The following is a 15631-nucleotide window of genomic DNA, read 5'->3' as shown; positions in this document are numbered from 1 at the left end:
GGCAAACAGGTCTCGTCAGGAACTTTTAGGCGCGGGGAACGCGGCTTTGATGTTGGCATCGATAGCGCCTTTCTGGCCTTGGCCATCGGGCGTGGCACCGGGGCCGCCGCCGTTGTTCAGGTGCAGCACGCCGCCGGTGTTGAACTCGGCGTCGCCGCTGGCGTAGAAGCTGATTTGCACGCCGGTGAGGTTGATCTGCCCGCTCGCATTCAACTCCAGGATGCTTTCACCGCAGACCAGGCGCAGGTTTTCGCCCACTTCGATGACGTAGCTCTGGCTGATGCTGTCGGTCTTGCGCTGGCCCACCGAGAGGATGTCTTCCTGCTTGACGATGCGCAGGCGGTTATTGCCGATGGTCACCGTCTCGTTATGCCCAATGCTCTTGTTGCGGTCATGCCCCACCGAATGGCTCTCATCCACCTCCACCACGATGTCCTGATTCCGCTCGGCATGGATATACAACTGCTCCATCCCCTTCTTGTCCTCCATGCGGATTTCATTGAAGTTGGCCGGCGTGCCGCCCTTGCTGGAGCGGCTTTTCATACCGCTCTGGGTCGCATTTTCCGGCAGGTCGTAAGGCACTGTCTGCTCGGCGTTGTACACGCGGCCGGTGATGATCGGCCGGTCCGGGTCACCTTCAAGGAAGCTCACAATCACTTCCTGGCCGATCCGTGGAATCTGCATCGAGCCCCAGTTCTTGCCGGCCCAGGATTGCGACACACGAATCCAGCACGAGCTGTTCTCGTTGGATTGGTCGTGACGGTCCCAGTAGAAGTGCACCTTCACGCGGCCGTACTGGTCGGTCCAGATTTCTTCGCCTTTGGGGCCGACCACCAGCGCGGTCTGCGGGCCTTTGACGATGGGCCGATGTGTGTTCGCCAGCGGGCGAAAGCTCTGTTGGGCGTCGATGCAGGTGAGGCTGCTTTCAAACTGCGCCGAACCCGAGCCGCCGCCGCTTTCCAGGCTTTCCTGGACGATGTAGTAGCGGCACCCGACGATCAGGTATTCGCGGTTCTGGTCCTGGCGGCTGAAGCCGGTGAGGCTGAACAAATGCCCCGAACCCAGGCCACGCGCATTGCCGCTGAACTCGATCTGCTCGTGCAGGGTTTGCAGGGCTTCGATGCGGGTGCGCGCATAGTGCTCGCCGTCTTCGCTTTGCACGTAGGTGCCGGGGTAGTCGTACAGCGGGTAGTCGCCGGCGGTGTGCGGGCGTGGCATGGCCGAGCGCACGTCGATGCTGGCGCTGGGGCGCTGGAAGTCGTAGTCGTTGAGCTCCAGCGAGCCTGGTTGCACTTCCTGCGCCAGGTGCCAGTTGTGCATGTGGTCGCGTTCGCGCTGCTGCTCGTCCTTGGGGTAGTACGGGATCGACGCGTAGCCGGGCACGGTAGTGTGGGCGCCATAGGCGTCGGCCAGCACCAGCACATGGCGGTCCTGTTCGTGGCGGAAGAAGTAGTAGATGCCTTCCTGCTCCATCAGGCGGCTGACGAAATCGAAGCTGGTCTCGCGGTACTGCACGCAGTATTCCCACTCGCGGTACGGCCGGCTCAGGGCGTCTTCGAAGTCGGAAAAACCCAGGTCACGAAACACCTGCTTGATGATCTGCGGGATGCTCAGGTTCTGGAAAATCCGGCAGTCCGAAGTGCGGCTGAGCAGCCACAGCCATGGGCGCAGCGTCACCTGGTAACTGGCGAACTGGCCCTGGTCGATGTTCTGGCTGCACCGCGCAACGATGCCGTGAAAATGCCGCTCACCGCCGTCCGCCAGTTGCAGGCCCACGCTCATGGGCTTGCCGAGCAACTGGTTGAGGTCGATGTTGGCGTCCAGGGACGTCAGTTGCAGCTCATAGTTGAACAGCCGCCCCAGCTCTTCGCCGCCGCCCATTTCATTGAGCAGCAGCACATCCGGCCCCAGGGGGCTGGTGATCTTGGCCAGGCGTGAGGCTTGGTTGAATAGCATTGGGCGTCCTGTAAAGGTCTTGATTACTGAAGGAACCGAATCCAATGTGGGAGCTGGCTTGCCTGCGATAGCAATTGAACATTCAACATTGATGTTGACTGATACACCGCTATCGCAGGCAAGCCAGCTCCCACATTTTGACCGTGTCCCGTCAGGTCAATCTGCGTCGCTGAAGTCGTAGTGCAATTCATTATCCCGGCTGCTGATCCGCACGCCCGCCAAAGCCTTGCTCTCAAGCATGCGCGTGAGGAATTCACGGCTCATGTCCGGCAGCAGGCTGTTGGTCAGGATGGTGTCGATCATGCGTCCGCCGCTTTCGGTCTCGGTGCAACGCGAGACGATCAGGTCGACCACCGCGTCGTCATAGTCGAAGGCGACTTTATGGGTGTTTTCCACGCGCTTCTTGATGCGGTCGAGTTGCAGGCGGGTGATCGCCTTGAGCATTTCGTCGCTCAGCGGGTAGTACGGAATCGTCACCAGGCGGCCGAGCAGCGCCGGCGGGAAAATCTCCAGCAGCGGCTGGCGCAGGGCCTTGGCGATTTCTTCCGGCTCCGGCACGTTTGCCGGGTCTTTGCACACCCGGGAAATCAGCTCGGTACCGGCGTTGGTGGTCAGCAGGATCAGGGTGTTCTTGAAGTCGATCACCCGGCCTTCGCCGTCTTCCATCACGCCCTTGTCGAACACCTGGAAGAAAATCTCATGCACGTCCGGGTGGGCTTTTTCCACCTCGTCCAGCAGCACCACACTGTAGGGTTTGCGCCGTACCGCTTCGGTCAGCACGCCGCCTTCGCCATAGCCGATATAGCCCGGTGGCGCGCCCTTGAGGGTCGACACGGTGTGGGCTTCCTGGAATTCGCTCATGTTAATGGTGATGACGTTCTGCTCACCCCCATACATGGCTTCGGCCAGTGCCAGCGCGGTTTCGGTCTTGCCCACGCCGGAGGTGCCGGCCAGCATGAATACGCCAATTGGCTTGCTCGGGTTGTCGAGGCCAGCGCGGGACGTCTGGATGCGCTTGGCGATCATCTGCAGGGCATGGTCCTGGCCGATGATGCGTTTTTTCAGGTGCTGGTCGAGGTTGAGCACCGTTTCCAGTTCGTTGCGCGCCATACGGCCGACCGGGATGCCAGTCCAGTCGGCGACCACCGAGGCCACGGCCTGGTAGTCCACGGTCGGCAGGATCAGCGGGGTTTCGCCTTGCAGTACGCTGAGGCGCTGTTGCAGGTCGACCAGTTGCTCGCGCAAGGCGTCGTCGCCACTGTCTACGGCGCCGGCTTTCTCGCGCAAAGTCGCGCGGGTAGCGAGCAGTTCGTCCACCAGGGTTTTCTCTTCGGCCCAGCGGCTTTCCAGCGTGGCGAGGCGCTCACGTTCAGCGCTCAGCAGCGCTTCGCTGTTGGTCTGGCGCGCACCAATCGCAATACCGATGGCATGCTCACGGGCGATGATTTGCAGCTCGGTTTCCAGCGCTTCGATGCGACGGCGGCTGTCGTCCACTTCCGCCGGCACCGCGTGCAGGCTGATGGCGACGCGTGCGCAGGCGGTGTCCAGCAGGCTCACGGATTTGTCCGGCAACTGACGCGCCGGGATGTAGCGGTGGGACAGCTTGACCGAGGCTTCCAGCGCCTCATCGAGGATCTGCACCTGATGGTGTTTCTCCATGGTCGAAGCCACGCCGCGCATCATCAGCAGCGCCTTGTCCTCTGACGGCTCGGCAACCTGCACTACCTGGAAGCGGCGGGTCAGGGCCGGGTCTTTCTCGATGTGCTTCTTGTACTCGGCCCAAGTTGTGGCGGCCACGGTACGCAAGGTGCCGCGCGCCAATGCAGGCTTGAGCAGATTGGCCGCATCGCCAGTGCCTGCAGCACCACCGGCACCCACCAACGTGTGGGCTTCGTCGATAAACAGGATGATCGGCTTGGGCGACGCCTGCACGTCCTCGATGACCTGGCGCAGGCGCTGTTCGAACTCGCCTTTCATGCTGGCGCCGGCTTGCAGCAGGCCCACGTCGAGGCTGCGCAGTTCCACGTCTTTGAGTGCAGGCGGCACGTCGCCGGCGACGATGCGCAGGGCGAAACCTTCGACCACGGCGGTCTTGCCCACGCCAGCTTCGCCAGTAAGGATTGGGTTGTTCTGGCGGCGGCGCATCAGGATGTCGACCAGTTGGCGGATCTCTTCGTCACGCCCCACGATAGGGTCAAGCTTGCCGCTGCGTGCCTGCTCGGTCAGGTCGACGGTGAAGCGTTTGAGCGCTTCCTGCTTGCCCATCGCGCTCGGCGCCATGGCACCGCTGGCTTCGCCCGGTACGGCGCCGGCATTGAAGCCATCGCTGGCGCTCAGGGCGTTTTCCGGTGAGTCACCGACGTATTCGTCAAAGCGTTCGCTCAGGGCTTCGGCCTTGATCTTGTCGAACTCCGACGACAGGCTCAGCAACGCATGGCGCAGGCTCGGCGTCTTCAAAATACCCAGCACCAGGTAACCGGTACGCACCTGGCTTTCGCCAAACATCAGGCTACCGTAGACCCAGCCGCGCTCCACGGCTTCTTCCACATGGGACGACAAGTCAGTGATCGAAGTCGAGCCGCGCGGCAGGCGGTCCAGGGCTTCGGTCAGGTCACGGGCCAGGCGTGCCGGTTCCAGGTTGAACTGGCGGATGATGCGATGCAGGTCCGAGTCCTGCAGTTGCAGCAATTGATGAAACCAGTGAGCCAGTTCCACATACGGGTTGCCCCGCAGCTTGCAGAACACGGTGGCGGCTTCGATGGCCTTGTAGGCCACGCTGTTGAGTTTGCCGAACAGTGCGGCGCGACTGATTTCACCCATGCTCTGGATTCCTTGAGGTGGTGGCCTGATCGGCGTAATGCCGGGCCAGGATTAGGTCGTTGGCGTCGTGCGCAGGGCTACCGAGCCAGGTGTTGAAGCCCAGGCGGAACTGGCCGTTGAGTTGCAGCGCCGGGACTTCGGGTTGTTGCAAAACCAGGTTCAGGTCCCAGTCCAATTCATGGCCCAGGTACTCGGCCACCCACGCCACCAGCTCGTTGAACGGCTGATGGCCGGGCAGCATGCCCATGTAGTCATCCAGCTTGAGCGGACCCAGGCGGATACGGAATTTGTGCTGGCGGTCCCACACGAAGCTGCCCAGGCAAAAGTCCACACCCAGCCTGTTGGCGCTCACGCCCACGCGGCTGCGTTCGGGCAATTCCAGCCATTGGCCGACGTATTCTTCTATCTCCACCGGCAGGCCGAAATACTCGCCGAGGATCGCCTTCAAACCGTCCGGGTAACGGGTTTGCGCCGATAGGTGGCCGCTGTAATGCAGCTTCGCGGTATCAGGGATGAGTCCCTGATTGAGCAGGCTCGGCATCCCACGACCGCTCAAGGCCGCCAGGCGTGCAGACCAGTAATCATCGTCCGGGCGGTCGTGGCTGACCGTCGGCCGTGCCTCGGCCCAGGCCCGGTAAAACAGGCTCAGCAGGCGATGGTGGAACACATCCAAAAACTGCTTGCTGGTGCTGTCAGCGTTGTTGCGCTGGCGTTCGCGTACGTATTCGGTGATATGCAGCGGCAACGGGCCGTTGGGGCCGCCGAGGCCAAAGAAGAATTGCTCCAGTCGCGCCGGCTTGCCATCGCCACCCGGATCGACCGAGGCCAGTGTGGCCGGGGCGAAGGTGCAATCAGCCTGCTGGCCCAGGCGCAACGGGTCATCCGCCAGGCGCAGGGAATGGCCCAGGCGCGGCAGCTCGGGCGATTCACACTCGATACGCCGCAGCGCCTGGAAGAAATCGTATTCCCAGGGCGCCTGATGCATCGCATCCAGGGTACTCACAGGGTCGGACGACGTCCGGGCTTGGCTTTCCATCGCATGATCTCGCCGCGTTCGGTGGTACGGATCACCGTCTCGGTAAAACTGTTGATCGACACGTAGCGTGCCAGGAAGCGTTCCAGTACTGCACCCAGCAGGAACACGCCGGTGCCGCGAAACGCGTTTTCATCAAATTCCAGGGTGATTTCCAGGCCTCGCCCAAACACAATCGGGCCGGGCATGGGCAGGCGTCGGGTCACGGCTTTGCTGCTGACTTCGCGCAGGCCTTCGATCTGCAATTGCAGGGCTGCGTCGTTGCTGTCGCCATACAGGCGCAGCAGTTCGCGCAAGGCCGCCGCGCCTTGGCCCTGTTCGCTCAGGGACAGATAGTTGAGCGAGAGTTGGCTGATCAGGCGCCAGGCCTTGGCGTCATGGGCATGGCTGGCGCGAGGGCGGCTTGGGCCTGCCACACACCGCACGGACAACACTGGGGCGCTGTCGGCCAGGGTGAAGTCGGTCTTGCCGTTGCCCACGCTCATGAACAACGGCAAATCGCGGTTGGTGCACAGCGCCGTCACGCCGAGTTGGCGCAGGTCATGGCGGTACGGCGACTGCCGGCTGTCCACCAGGCTGACAAAGGTTTCGCTGCCCACGTACGTGGAGCGCGGGCCGTTGCGGCGCTGGTCGCTGGACAGCACGCGCGGCTCACGGCGCACCGTGTAATAGGCCTGGTCGCGGCCGTAGCGGGATGGATCGCGTACCGCGTAGAACGGCAAAAACGGCTGTTCCGGCCCGGTGCCGTGGCCGGTGATGCCGCTCAAGGAGTGAATCTCGAAATCCATCGGACGCGTGCGGTCAGCGATCACATGGTGTTCGTTGACGCGGTCAGACAGGTGAATACGGTCCACCCGTTTCGGGAACAGGTTGATCGCCGGGGTGCAAAACGGCAGGAACTGCGCCGCGCCGACGCTGCCTTCCAGGCTCGGTTCGTGGCGGTCAAACAGTACGATCAGTTCCAGCTCCTGGCCGTCGCAGCGCTTGACCGCACGGCTCAGTTCGGCGAATTCGACGAACAGGAAGCGATGGGGCAGGGCGAAGTATTCCTGCAACAGGCGATAGCCCTGGAACGCGCGGGCAACCACCGGCATGGCCGCGTCGGCATCGTCAAAACCACGGGAACGCAGCGCGTCTGGCGGCAGGCGCTCGACCCAATCGCCACCGGGTTTGCGCGCGAACACCGCGCAGGCGTTGCCCAGCAACTGTTCGTAAAGGCGAAACGGTTGCTCATCGGCACCGCTGAGGTACAGCGGCAGGTTATCCAGGTCGAGGCTGTTGAACGGCAACTCGGCGCCGGTGCGCAGGGTCAGGCGTAAGCCCGCTTTGGCCTTCGGCTCGCTCGCAGCCAGGCGCCCGAGCACGGCGGCGGGGTTGCCGAAGTACTCGGCGTTGCTCACCTGCAACGGCCACAACGTCACCGGGTGGGCGGTGCGGTACTCGCAGCAAGTCTGGGTTTCACGGCCCAGCGCGGCACGCAATACCGTGTCGCGGGGCAAGGGGAAACCGCTGGCCAGCGAGCCTTCGTCCGGGTCGGTCTGCAATTGCACCACGGTCATCGACGGCGTCGGTGCCAGGTAGTGCGGGTAGGCGATTTCCAGCAGGTTATGCGTGAAGGTCGGGTACTCGGCGTCGAGCTTGAGCTGCACGCGGGCCGTGAGGTAGGCAAAGCCTTCGAGCAAGCGTTCGACGTACGGGTCGGCGCAGTCCATACCGGACAGGGTCAGCCGACTGGCGATCTTCGGGTATTCCTTGGCGAACTCGGCGGCGCTTTCGCGCACGTGGTGCAGTTCCTGGTTGTACAGCTCCAGCAGGCGCGGGTTCATGGGCGTCTCCGCTGGTCGGCGTTGACCACACGTACATGGCCGGACTCCAGGTCCAGGTCGGTTTGCAGCAACAGGCGCAACGGCACCGGCTGCGCCCACAGGTCGCCTTCGATCTCGAAACTCAGCGCGTTGTGGTTCATCTCGCCATGGCCGACGCGGGCTTTGACGCGCAGGGTGTGGCGCAGAATGCGTGGCTCAAAAGTGGCAATAGCCTGGTAGATCAAGGCTTCAAGCGCCTTGATGTCCACGCTGGAAACGCTGTTGCCCGCGAGCGCCGGCAGGCCGTAATTGACCACCGAGGTACCGGCCGGGGTGTGCAGCGTGGCGTCGGCATCCAGCAACGACGTGGTGTTGAGCAGCCACGCCAGGTCGCGCAGCACCGAGGCTTTTAATTGGGTCAGGGACAGCACGCGTTTGTCGGCGCTTTCCTTGGGGTTGGTTGGGTCGTCGTCAGTCAGCCGGTCCAGCAGGGACGGTTGCAGACGGTCGCGGGAAGCGATTTCAGTTACCACCAAAGCAGCTCCACGGACGGGTTGTGAGGGGACGGTTTTTCAGCGGGGCGGATGCTTGTGGCCATGGCGCGAAGCCATGGCCACAAGGGCTATCAGCGCTTGGTGTTGGAACGGATGTTCCAGCCAAACTTGATCGCGCCGCCGTCTTTGGTGCCGTCGGCTTTCTGCGGCTGGTAATCAACCATCACTTGGGCGAAGTTCAGGGTGACGTTTTCGGTCAGGCGGTCATCGGTGCCCGAACCGCCGGTGCTCAGCGAGGTGACCAGCACTTCTTCCAGGTTGATCACCATGTACTCGACCTGGCTTTCGCCGCCGGCCTTGCGCACGGTCAGCTTGACCTTGTCGATGTGCTTGCCGCTGGCGCAGTGCATCATCAGGTTCGGCGAAGCCTTGTCGACGTACTTGGTCAGCGACAGGTCCTGGATATTCACCTTGCCCGCGCCGCCGCCACCGCCAACGTGCATGTTGCCGGACTGGGCCATGCCCCAGCTCCAGTTCAGTACGTCGATTTCGTCCTTGTGGGCCTTGTCCATGGACTCGCCCTTGATGTCGCCGATCTTGATGAAAATATCAACAGCCATGTTTTCTCCCTGTGTGGCCCAAGCCACGAAATTTGGTTAAGCCCAATGGGGCTTTGCTTTTCTGTGGGAGCTGGCTTGCCTGCGATTGCATCACCGCGGTCTGACTGGCAGACCGCGTCGCCTGCATCGCGGGCAAGCCCGGCTCCCACAGAGGAGCCGGTTCATGAGTTAGTTAGGCGCTTTTAGCGGAAGGCAGCTTCGATACCAGGCGCAGCGACACGGTCAGCCCTTCGAGCTGGTAGTGGGGGCGCAGATAGAACTTGGAGTTGTAGTACCCCGGGTTGCCTTCCACTTCTTCCACGATCACTTCGGCGGCAGCCAATGGGTGCTGGGCCTTGGTGGTTTCGGTGGAGTGCGCCGGGTCACCGTCCACGTAGTTGAGGATCCAGTCCTGCAACCAGCGTTGCATCTCGTCCTTCTCTTTGAAGGAGCCGATCTTGTCGCGCACGATGCACTTCAAGTAGTGAGCGAAACGGCAGGTGGCGAACAGGTACGGCAGGCGCGCGGCCAGGTTGGCGTTGGCGGTGGCGTCCGGATCGTCGTATTCGGCCGGTTTCTGCAACGATTGCGCGCCAATGAACGCGGCGAAGTCGGTGTTTTTCTTGTGCAGCAGCGGCATGAAGCCGTTCTTCGCCAGTTCCGCTTCACGGCGGTCGCTGATCGCGATTTCGGTTGGGCACTTCATGTCCACGCCACCGTCATCGGTCGGGAACGTGTGGGCCGGCAGGTTTTCCACTTCGCCGCCGGACTCGATGCCACGGATGCGCGAGCACCAGCCGTAATGTTTGAACGAACGGTTGATGTTCACCGCCATCGCGTACGCGGCGTTGGCCCAGGTGTACTTGGAGCTGTCGGCACCGTCGGTGTTTTCTTCGAAAGCAAAGGCTTCCACCGGGTCGGTCTTGGCACCATACGGTAGGCGTGCCAGGAAGCGCGGCATGGTCAGGCCGATGTAGCGCGAGTCTTCCGATTCACGCAGCGAGCGCCAGCCCGCGTATTCCGGGGTGGTGAAGATCTTGGTCAGGTCGCGCGGGTTCGACAGTTCCTGCCACGAGCCCATGCCCATCACGGTCGGCGAAGCCGCAGCGATGAAAGGGGAGTGCATGGCGGCGCAGACTTTCGACAGCTCGCCCAGCAGCTCTACGTCGGGAGGCGACTGGTCGAAGTAGTAGTCGCCCACCAGGCAACCGTACGGTTCGCCGCCGAACTGGCCGTATTCTTCTTCGTACATCTTCTTGAAGATCGGGCTCTGGTCCCACGCGGTGCCCTTGAATTTCTTCAGGGTCTTGTGCAATTCGGGCTTGGAGATGTTGAGCACGCGGATCTTGAGCTGCTCATCGCTCTCGGTGTTGTTGACCAGGTAGTGCAGGCCACGCCAGGCGCTTTCCAGCTGCTGGAAATCCTGATGGTGGATGATCTGGTTGACCTGGGCGGTCAGCTTGGCGTCGATGGCGGCGATGATCGATTCGATCGACTTGATCGCGTCATTGGACACCAGGTCGGTTTGCGCCAGGGCCTGTTCGGCCAGGGTGCGCACGGCCGTTTCGACGGCTTCGCGGGCACGCTCGGTCTTTGGCTTGAATTCCTGCAGCAGCAGGTTCGCGAACTCGCTGGCTTCTTCGGTCTGGGTACCCAGGATCTGGGAGCTTTCGCGGGCGGTATTGTCAGTCATGATTACTGGTCCCCTGCAGGCTTAGGCGCGCTGGCAAGTGCCTGAAGCAATGCCGGGTCCTTGATCGCCTTCATGATGATTTCTTCAGCGCCGGTCTTGCCGTCCATGTAGGTCAGCAGGTTGGCCAGCTGGGTGCGGGCTTCGAGCAGTTGGTTCAGCGAGTCGACCTTGCGTGCCACGGCGGCCGGGCTGAAGTCGTCCATGCTTTCGAAGGTGATGTCCAGGCTCAGGTTGCCTTCGCCGGTCAGCTCGTTCGGTACGTGGAAGGCCACGCGCGGCTGCATGGCCTTGAGGCGTGAGTCGAAGTTGTCGACGTCCACTTCAAGGAACTTGCGGTCAGCCACCGCCGCCAAAGGCTCGGCAGGCTTGCCGGCGAGGTCGGCCATCACACCCATCACGAAGGGCAGCTGGACCTTTTTCTCGGCGCCGTAAAGCTCGACGTCGTACTCGATCTGCACTCGAGGCGCGCGGTTGCGCGCGATGAATTTCTGAGAACTTTGCTTCGCCACGTTGCTGCTCCTGGTCGCTTGAGCGACGGTGTTGTTACTGGACTGCCGGGCGGCTTACTCGCCGTCCGGGCCGCGCAGGTTTTCAAATTGGGACATGCCGTCGGGAATCAGATTGCGCACGATGGCCGCGAAGTCGGCGTGCACCAGATGCTTCGCCCGGTTCAACAGCACCGGCAACGGGCTCGAAGGCTCGTGCCGGGTGTAGTACGCAAGGATCTTGTCGAGGCTGCGCAACACATCGTCGCGGTTGGCGATATCGCCAGCGGGGCGCGGTGCTGCGGGGGCGGCGGCGAAGTCGACCGAGGGGGCATTGTCGTCACTGACGGCCTCGGGTTCGCTGCTGCTGTCGGCGCCAGGCACCGCTTGATTGAGTATCTGCAACGCCTGTTTAAGCGGCTGCTTCAAGGCACTGAGGTCCATGCCCTGGGCGGAACCGACCTGATCATTGACTTGCTGTTCGATGGCTTCGCACGCCGCACGCGCTGCAATCAGGGCGTCACGGGTGGCTTGCAGTTGCTCGGGGTCGCTGTCGAGGAACGCGGCGGTGAGTTGCTGGGCGCCGAGTTGTTCATCGGGGAAACTCAGCAGGCCGCTGGCGTTGAGCGCAGCGCGCAGGCTCACGGGGCCGAAAGTGCGTGAACGCGTGAGGATGCTTTCGCGCAGCAGGCGAATGTTGGTGTCGCAGGTCAAGCCGGTGAGGGCGTTGATGCGCACAGTGGGGTCGTTATCGTCGTCGGCATCCAGACGCGGGTGCAGGTCGGCCCAGTAGTCGCGCAGCAACGCGTTGATCAGTGTCAGGGCTTCGGCTAAGCCAGCCACGCCCTGCAGGGCGAGGGAGCTTTGCAGCAGGAAATGGGTGATGCGCAGGTCTTTGCTGCGCGCCAGCAAGTCGAGGCTTTGCTGCTGGATGCTGCGCCATTCCGGCGGTTCAGCGGGCAGGGTGGAGTCGCCCATGCTGCGCTCGGGTTGGCCCTTGGCATCACGCTCCAATTGCAAAAATTGCGCGTCATATTCCATGTCTTCGCCACACGGCGAAGTCGTAGAAACGGCGGTGAGCAGCAACGGCACATCCACTGAAATCGATCTCCCTATCAGCCCGTTAGATGACGGGCAATTCATGCGTTAGTTGCGCGAGGAACTTTGCATGTTTTCTTGGTCATATAGGCGCACTGCTATTAATGTGCCATTACTGGTATTCAAGAAGTTGTGCATTTTTGGTGTAGTACTTATGCCTTGTCAAGGTAAGCTATTCGCCCTCTGTGACAGATGTGCGGTGCTTAACAACCTGGGCGACTGGTGGGTCGAACGACGCACCGGGGCAGGATTTTTGTCACAGAGCCCAGTTAAGATCAGCGATCATGCTGGCATTGGCAGGTTATAGGGTCGGTTGCTCGACCTGATGAGGATATCCCGGAGGCGCAGTTCCGGGAATCGACCGCGCGCGAAGTATCAGCAAGGAGGCAAGATGTCGCTGTGTTTGACTATCACTAGTTATCACAAGATTACCCCTGGGCAATGCTCCGAAAAGTCCATGAACCAGGGCGCGATTGCTATCGGCCGCAGCTCGGAAAATGACTGGATCCTGCCTGACCCTGAGCGCCTGGTTTCCTCGCAACACTGTGTTATTCAATACAAAGACGGCCGTTATTACCTAACCGATAACAGCACTAATGGTGTGGAGTTGGTTAAAGCGGGTGTTCGTATGCGCCGGGGTAACAGCGAGCCGCTGCAAGATGGTGAGTTGATCCGTATCGGCGATTACGAGATCCAGGCACGTATCGATTTCAACGTGCAGGCCGTCGAGAGCCAGCCGTTTGCCGGTGATTCGCCGAACAGCTTTGAAGCGCTGCTGGGCGCCGTGGTGAGCACGCCCACGCCAATCCCAGCACCGGTTATCGCGCCCCAGTTCCAGGGCGCTTCGTCGATGGACACCCTGCCGGACCTGTTTGACTTCCTCAGCCCCACCGCCGTGCCGCCGCCGACCGTGGCGGATCACGTGCCTTCTGAACAGCATGACTTCCGCCCGCCGACGCCCGTCACCGTGCCAGTGGTCGAGAAACCTGTGGTGTCAGGTTCGGTGATTCCTGAGGATTGGGACCTGCTTGGCGATGCGCCGGCGCCGGTGGTCAGCGCACCACCCACTCCACCGCCCGCGCCGGCGATCCAGCCGCCACCCGTGGTCGAGCCTGTGCGCCCAGTGGCAGACAGCCAACAACCCGATCTCCTGCAAGCCTTCCTGCGCGGTGCTGGTCTCGATCAACTGAGCCTCGATAAAACCCAGGCGCAAGCCCAGATGGAAAGCATCGGCCGCAGCTACCGTCTGATGGTCGAAGGCCTGATCGACGTGTTGCGTGCCCGCGCCAGCCTGAAGGGCGAGTTCCGCATGCAGCAGACGATGATCCAGCCTGCAGAAAACAATCCGTTGAAATTCGCCCCGAATGCCGACGAAGCGTTGCTGCTTTTGCTGCGTCACGGTAACCAGGCGTTCATGGCACCGGACCTCGCCGTACGCGACAGTTTCAACGACCTGCGTGCCCACCAACTGGCGGTGATGGCCGGCGTGGAGGCGGCGATCAAGCACCTGCTCAGCCGTTTTGAACCCGCGCAATTGGAAGAACGCATGGGCAAGCCCGGCGGGCTGTCGAGCATTTTCAACGGCTCGCGCCAGGCCCAGTACTGGCAGCAGTTCACCGAGCTCTACAGCAATATTTCCCGCGAGGCCCAGGAAGATTTCCAGGACCTGTTCGGCCGCGAATTCAGCCGGGCCTACGAAGAACACAGCGCACGACAGCGTCGCTAAACCCGCGCCGCAACACATGGATTAACGGATAGCTAAGTACGTCATTGAGGACGCAGGATGATTCCCAGGTTTTTACTCGCAGTCGCCACCTTGCTACTGCTGACGGCGTGTGCCAAAGACGCCGCGAAACCCGAAGCGGTGGCAGAAGCAGAGGCCGATACAGCTGCTGTCGAGCTGCACTTCCACGCGATCAACGGGCTTAACCCCGGCGCCAACGGCCAGGCCGCCCCGGTGCGGGTGCGTATTTTCGAGCTGAAAAACGCCGCCACCTTCGCACGCGCCGATTACTTCGCCCTGGCGGATCGCGCGCAATCCACCCTCGGCCTGGACCTGCTGGACCAGGACGAAGTGATGGTGCAGCCCGGCGAGCAACTGAGCATCCAGCGCGACCTCGACCCGTCCACGCGCCAGATCGGGCTGTTGGTGGGCTATCGAGAGTTGGACCGCGCGCAATGGCGCACGGTGATCAACGTGCCCGCGCGCCAGTACACCGAATACCAGATCAGCCTCGATGTACGTGCCGTGCGCGCCGACGTCGTGGTCTCCCCATCCAGCCCTGCCCAATAAGAAGCAATCGGAGCCCCCATGTCCTGGAACAATCGCGTGGTCTGGTCGGAAGGCATGTTCATTGGAACGCAGCACTTCCAACAGCATGACCGTTACCTGGAAAACCTGATCGACGCCCGCAGCCGCCCGTTGTCCGCAGGCGCCTGGGGTTTTTCCGAGTTGCTGATCGATCAGGGCCTGCTGGCCCAGGGCAAACTGGCAATCGTCTCGGCGCGCGGCCTGTTGCCCGACGGTACGCCCTTCAACATCCCCCATGATGACCTCGCGCCGAGCCCGCTGAATATCGACGACAACCTGCGCGACGGCCTGGTGTACCTGGCCTTGCCGCTCAAGCGCGCCGGCGCCCGCGATACCGTGGACGAAGGCGAGGCCCTGGAAGCCGCGCGTTATGTGAGCCAGGTGCGGGAAGTACGTGACGACAACGCCCCCTTCGAAAACCGTGCGCCAGTGGCTGTCGGCTCTCGCGCCCTGCGCCTGTTGACCGCCCAGGATGGCGTCAGCGATTACGCCGCTATCGGCCTGGTGCGCATCAAGGAAAAACGCGTCGACCGTGCGCTGGTGCTCGACGACACTTACATCCCGCCCGTACTGGACGTGGCCGCAAGCAAACCGCTGACGGCGTTTCGCAGCGAGCTGCTCGGCCTGCTGCACCAGCGCGGCGAAGCCCTGGCCGGCCGCGTAGTTGCCTCGGGCGCGGGTGGTGCTTCGGAGATTGCCGATTTCATGCTGCTGCAATTGGTCAACCGGGCCCAACCGCTGATCCAGCATTTGAGCCAGTTGAGCCCGCTGCATCCTGAACGCTTCTTCAGTGAATTGGTCAGCCTGGCCGGCGAGTTTTCGACGTTCTCGACCTCGGGCCGGCGCCCTCAGGAATACCCGCACTACCAGCACGACGACCTGGTGCTGAGCTTCGCCCCGGTCATGGCCGCGCTGCGTGAAGCGCTGTCGATGCTGATCGACAGCAAGGCCACGCCGATCCCGATTGTGGAGAAAGCCTATGGCATCCACGTGGCGATGCTGGCCGACAAAACCCTGATCGACAGCGCCAGCTTCATCCTGGTGGTGCGCGCCGATGTGCCCGGCGAAACCCTGCGTGCGCGCTTCGGCCAGCAGAGCAAAGTCGGTTCGGTGGAGCACATCCGCGACATGGTCAACCTGCAACTGCCGGGCATTGGCCTGCTGCCGTTGCCGGTGGCGCCTCGCCAACTGCCGTACCACGCAGGCTCGACGTATTACGAGCTGGATCGTGGCAGCGAGCATTGGCAACAGCTGAGCAATTCCGGCGGTTTCGCTTTCCACATCGCCGGGCAGTTCCCGGGCTTGAACCTGGCCTTCTGGGCGATCCGAGGATAATC

General features: G+C 62.2%; 12 protein-coding genes. 3 read left to right on the top strand and 9 right to left on the bottom strand.

Annotation, left to right across the window (positions count from 1 at the left end):
- Positions 1 to 15: 15 nt before the first annotated feature.
- The 9 genes from BFP95_RS11700 to tssA form a co-directional block, all read right to left on the bottom strand.
- Positions 16 to 1956: a type VI secretion system Vgr family protein gene (locus tag BFP95_RS11700; protein ID WP_065910116.1), complete on the bottom strand. Its 1941-nt coding sequence runs from the start codon at positions 1954 to 1956 to the stop codon at positions 16 to 18.
- Between the two features lie 156 nt (positions 1957 to 2112).
- Positions 2113 to 4776 carry a type VI secretion system ATPase TssH gene (gene tssH, locus BFP95_RS11695; RefSeq protein ID WP_065910115.1) on the bottom strand — a complete coding sequence of 888 codons (2664 nt, stop codon included), beginning with the start codon at positions 4774 to 4776 and terminating at the stop codon, positions 2113 to 2115.
- Positions 4769 to 5812 (bottom strand): type VI secretion system baseplate subunit TssG, encoded by a 1044-nt coding sequence (tssG, locus tag BFP95_RS11690; protein WP_065875498.1) that lies wholly within the window; start codon positions 5810 to 5812, stop codon positions 4769 to 4771. Before tssG ends, tssH begins: the two co-directional genes overlap by 8 nt.
- Positions 5776 to 7635, bottom strand: coding sequence for a type VI secretion system baseplate subunit TssF (tssF, locus tag BFP95_RS11685; RefSeq protein WP_049710907.1), 1860 nt, complete (start codon positions 7633 to 7635; stop codon positions 5776 to 5778). The genes tssG and tssF overlap by 37 nt, the downstream gene beginning before the upstream one ends.
- Positions 7632 to 8147 carry a type VI secretion system baseplate subunit TssE gene (gene tssE, locus BFP95_RS11680; protein WP_005792513.1) on the bottom strand — a complete coding sequence of 172 codons (516 nt, stop codon included), beginning with the start codon at positions 8145 to 8147 and terminating at the stop codon, positions 7632 to 7634. The genes tssF and tssE overlap by 4 nt, the downstream gene beginning before the upstream one ends.
- A 92-nt stretch (positions 8148 to 8239) precedes the next feature.
- Entirely contained in the window at positions 8240 to 8728 is a 489-nt protein-coding gene (locus tag BFP95_RS11675; RefSeq protein WP_005792512.1) for an Hcp family type VI secretion system effector, read from the bottom strand.
- A 172-nt stretch (positions 8729 to 8900) separates the two neighbouring features.
- On the bottom strand, positions 8901 to 10400 hold the full coding sequence (gene tssC, locus BFP95_RS11670) for a type VI secretion system contractile sheath large subunit (RefSeq protein WP_065910113.1): 1500 nt from the start codon (positions 10398 to 10400) through the stop codon (positions 8901 to 8903).
- 2 nt (positions 10401 to 10402) lie between these two features.
- Positions 10403 to 10909 carry a type VI secretion system contractile sheath small subunit gene (tssB, locus tag BFP95_RS11665; RefSeq protein WP_003231688.1) on the bottom strand — a complete coding sequence of 169 codons (507 nt, stop codon included), beginning with the start codon at positions 10907 to 10909 and terminating at the stop codon, positions 10403 to 10405.
- A 54-nt stretch (positions 10910 to 10963) separates the two neighbouring features.
- Positions 10964 to 11983: a type VI secretion system protein TssA gene (tssA, locus tag BFP95_RS11660; protein ID WP_065910111.1), complete on the bottom strand. Its 1020-nt coding sequence runs from the start codon at positions 11981 to 11983 to the stop codon at positions 10964 to 10966.
- 391 nt (positions 11984 to 12374) lie between these two features.
- Between tssA and tagH the strand changes: the two genes are divergently transcribed.
- The 3 genes from tagH to tssK are packed head-to-tail and all read left to right on the top strand — an operon-like array spanning position 12375 to position 15629.
- Positions 12375 to 13709, top strand: coding sequence for a type VI secretion system-associated FHA domain protein TagH (gene tagH, locus BFP95_RS11655; protein WP_065880295.1), 1335 nt, complete (start codon positions 12375 to 12377; stop codon positions 13707 to 13709).
- 57 nt (positions 13710 to 13766) lie between these two features.
- A complete protein-coding gene (gene tssJ, locus BFP95_RS11650) occupies positions 13767 to 14276 on the top strand; it encodes a type VI secretion system lipoprotein TssJ (RefSeq protein WP_065875494.1) in 510 nt (169 codons plus the stop codon).
- Positions 14277 to 14294: 18 nt separating this feature from the next.
- Entirely contained in the window at positions 14295 to 15629 is a 1335-nt protein-coding gene (tssK, locus tag BFP95_RS11645) for a type VI secretion system baseplate subunit TssK (protein ID WP_065875493.1), read from the top strand.
- The last annotated feature ends 2 nt before the right edge of the window (positions 15630 to 15631 follow it).

Origin of the sequence: Pseudomonas sp. 58 R 12, assembly GCF_900005865.1 — a bacterium.
Classification (GTDB): Bacteria; Pseudomonadota; Gammaproteobacteria; order Pseudomonadales; family Pseudomonadaceae; genus Aquipseudomonas; species Aquipseudomonas tritici.
Note: the sequence above shows the minus strand (reverse complement) of the source record. Positions and strands in the feature narration are given on the sequence as shown.

Bases quoted from the DNA above. Each gene is read 5' to 3' on its own strand.
- tssF (WP_049710907.1), bottom strand. From the start codon at position 7,635: ATGAACCCGCGCCTGCTGGAGCTGTACAACCAGGAACTGCACCACGTG.
- BFP95_RS11700 (WP_065910116.1), bottom strand. From the start codon at position 1,956: ATGCTATTCAACCAAGCCTCACGCCTGGCCAAGATCACCAGCCCCCTG.
- tssH (WP_065910115.1), bottom strand. From the start codon at position 4,776: ATGGGTGAAATCAGTCGCGCCGCACTGTTCGGCAAACTCAACAGCGTG.
- tssK (WP_065875493.1), top strand. From the start codon at position 14,295: ATGTCCTGGAACAATCGCGTGGTCTGGTCGGAAGGCATGTTCATTGGA.
- BFP95_RS11675 (WP_005792512.1), bottom strand. From the start codon at position 8,728: ATGGCTGTTGATATTTTCATCAAGATCGGCGACATCAAGGGCGAGTCC.
- tssG (WP_065875498.1), bottom strand. From the start codon at position 5,812: ATGGAAAGCCAAGCCCGGACGTCGTCCGACCCTGTGAGTACCCTGGAT.
- tssC (WP_065910113.1), bottom strand. From the start codon at position 10,400: ATGACTGACAATACCGCCCGCGAAAGCTCCCAGATCCTGGGTACCCAG.
- tssJ (WP_065875494.1), top strand. From the start codon at position 13,767: ATGATTCCCAGGTTTTTACTCGCAGTCGCCACCTTGCTACTGCTGACG.
- tagH (WP_065880295.1), top strand. From the start codon at position 12,375: ATGTCGCTGTGTTTGACTATCACTAGTTATCACAAGATTACCCCTGGG.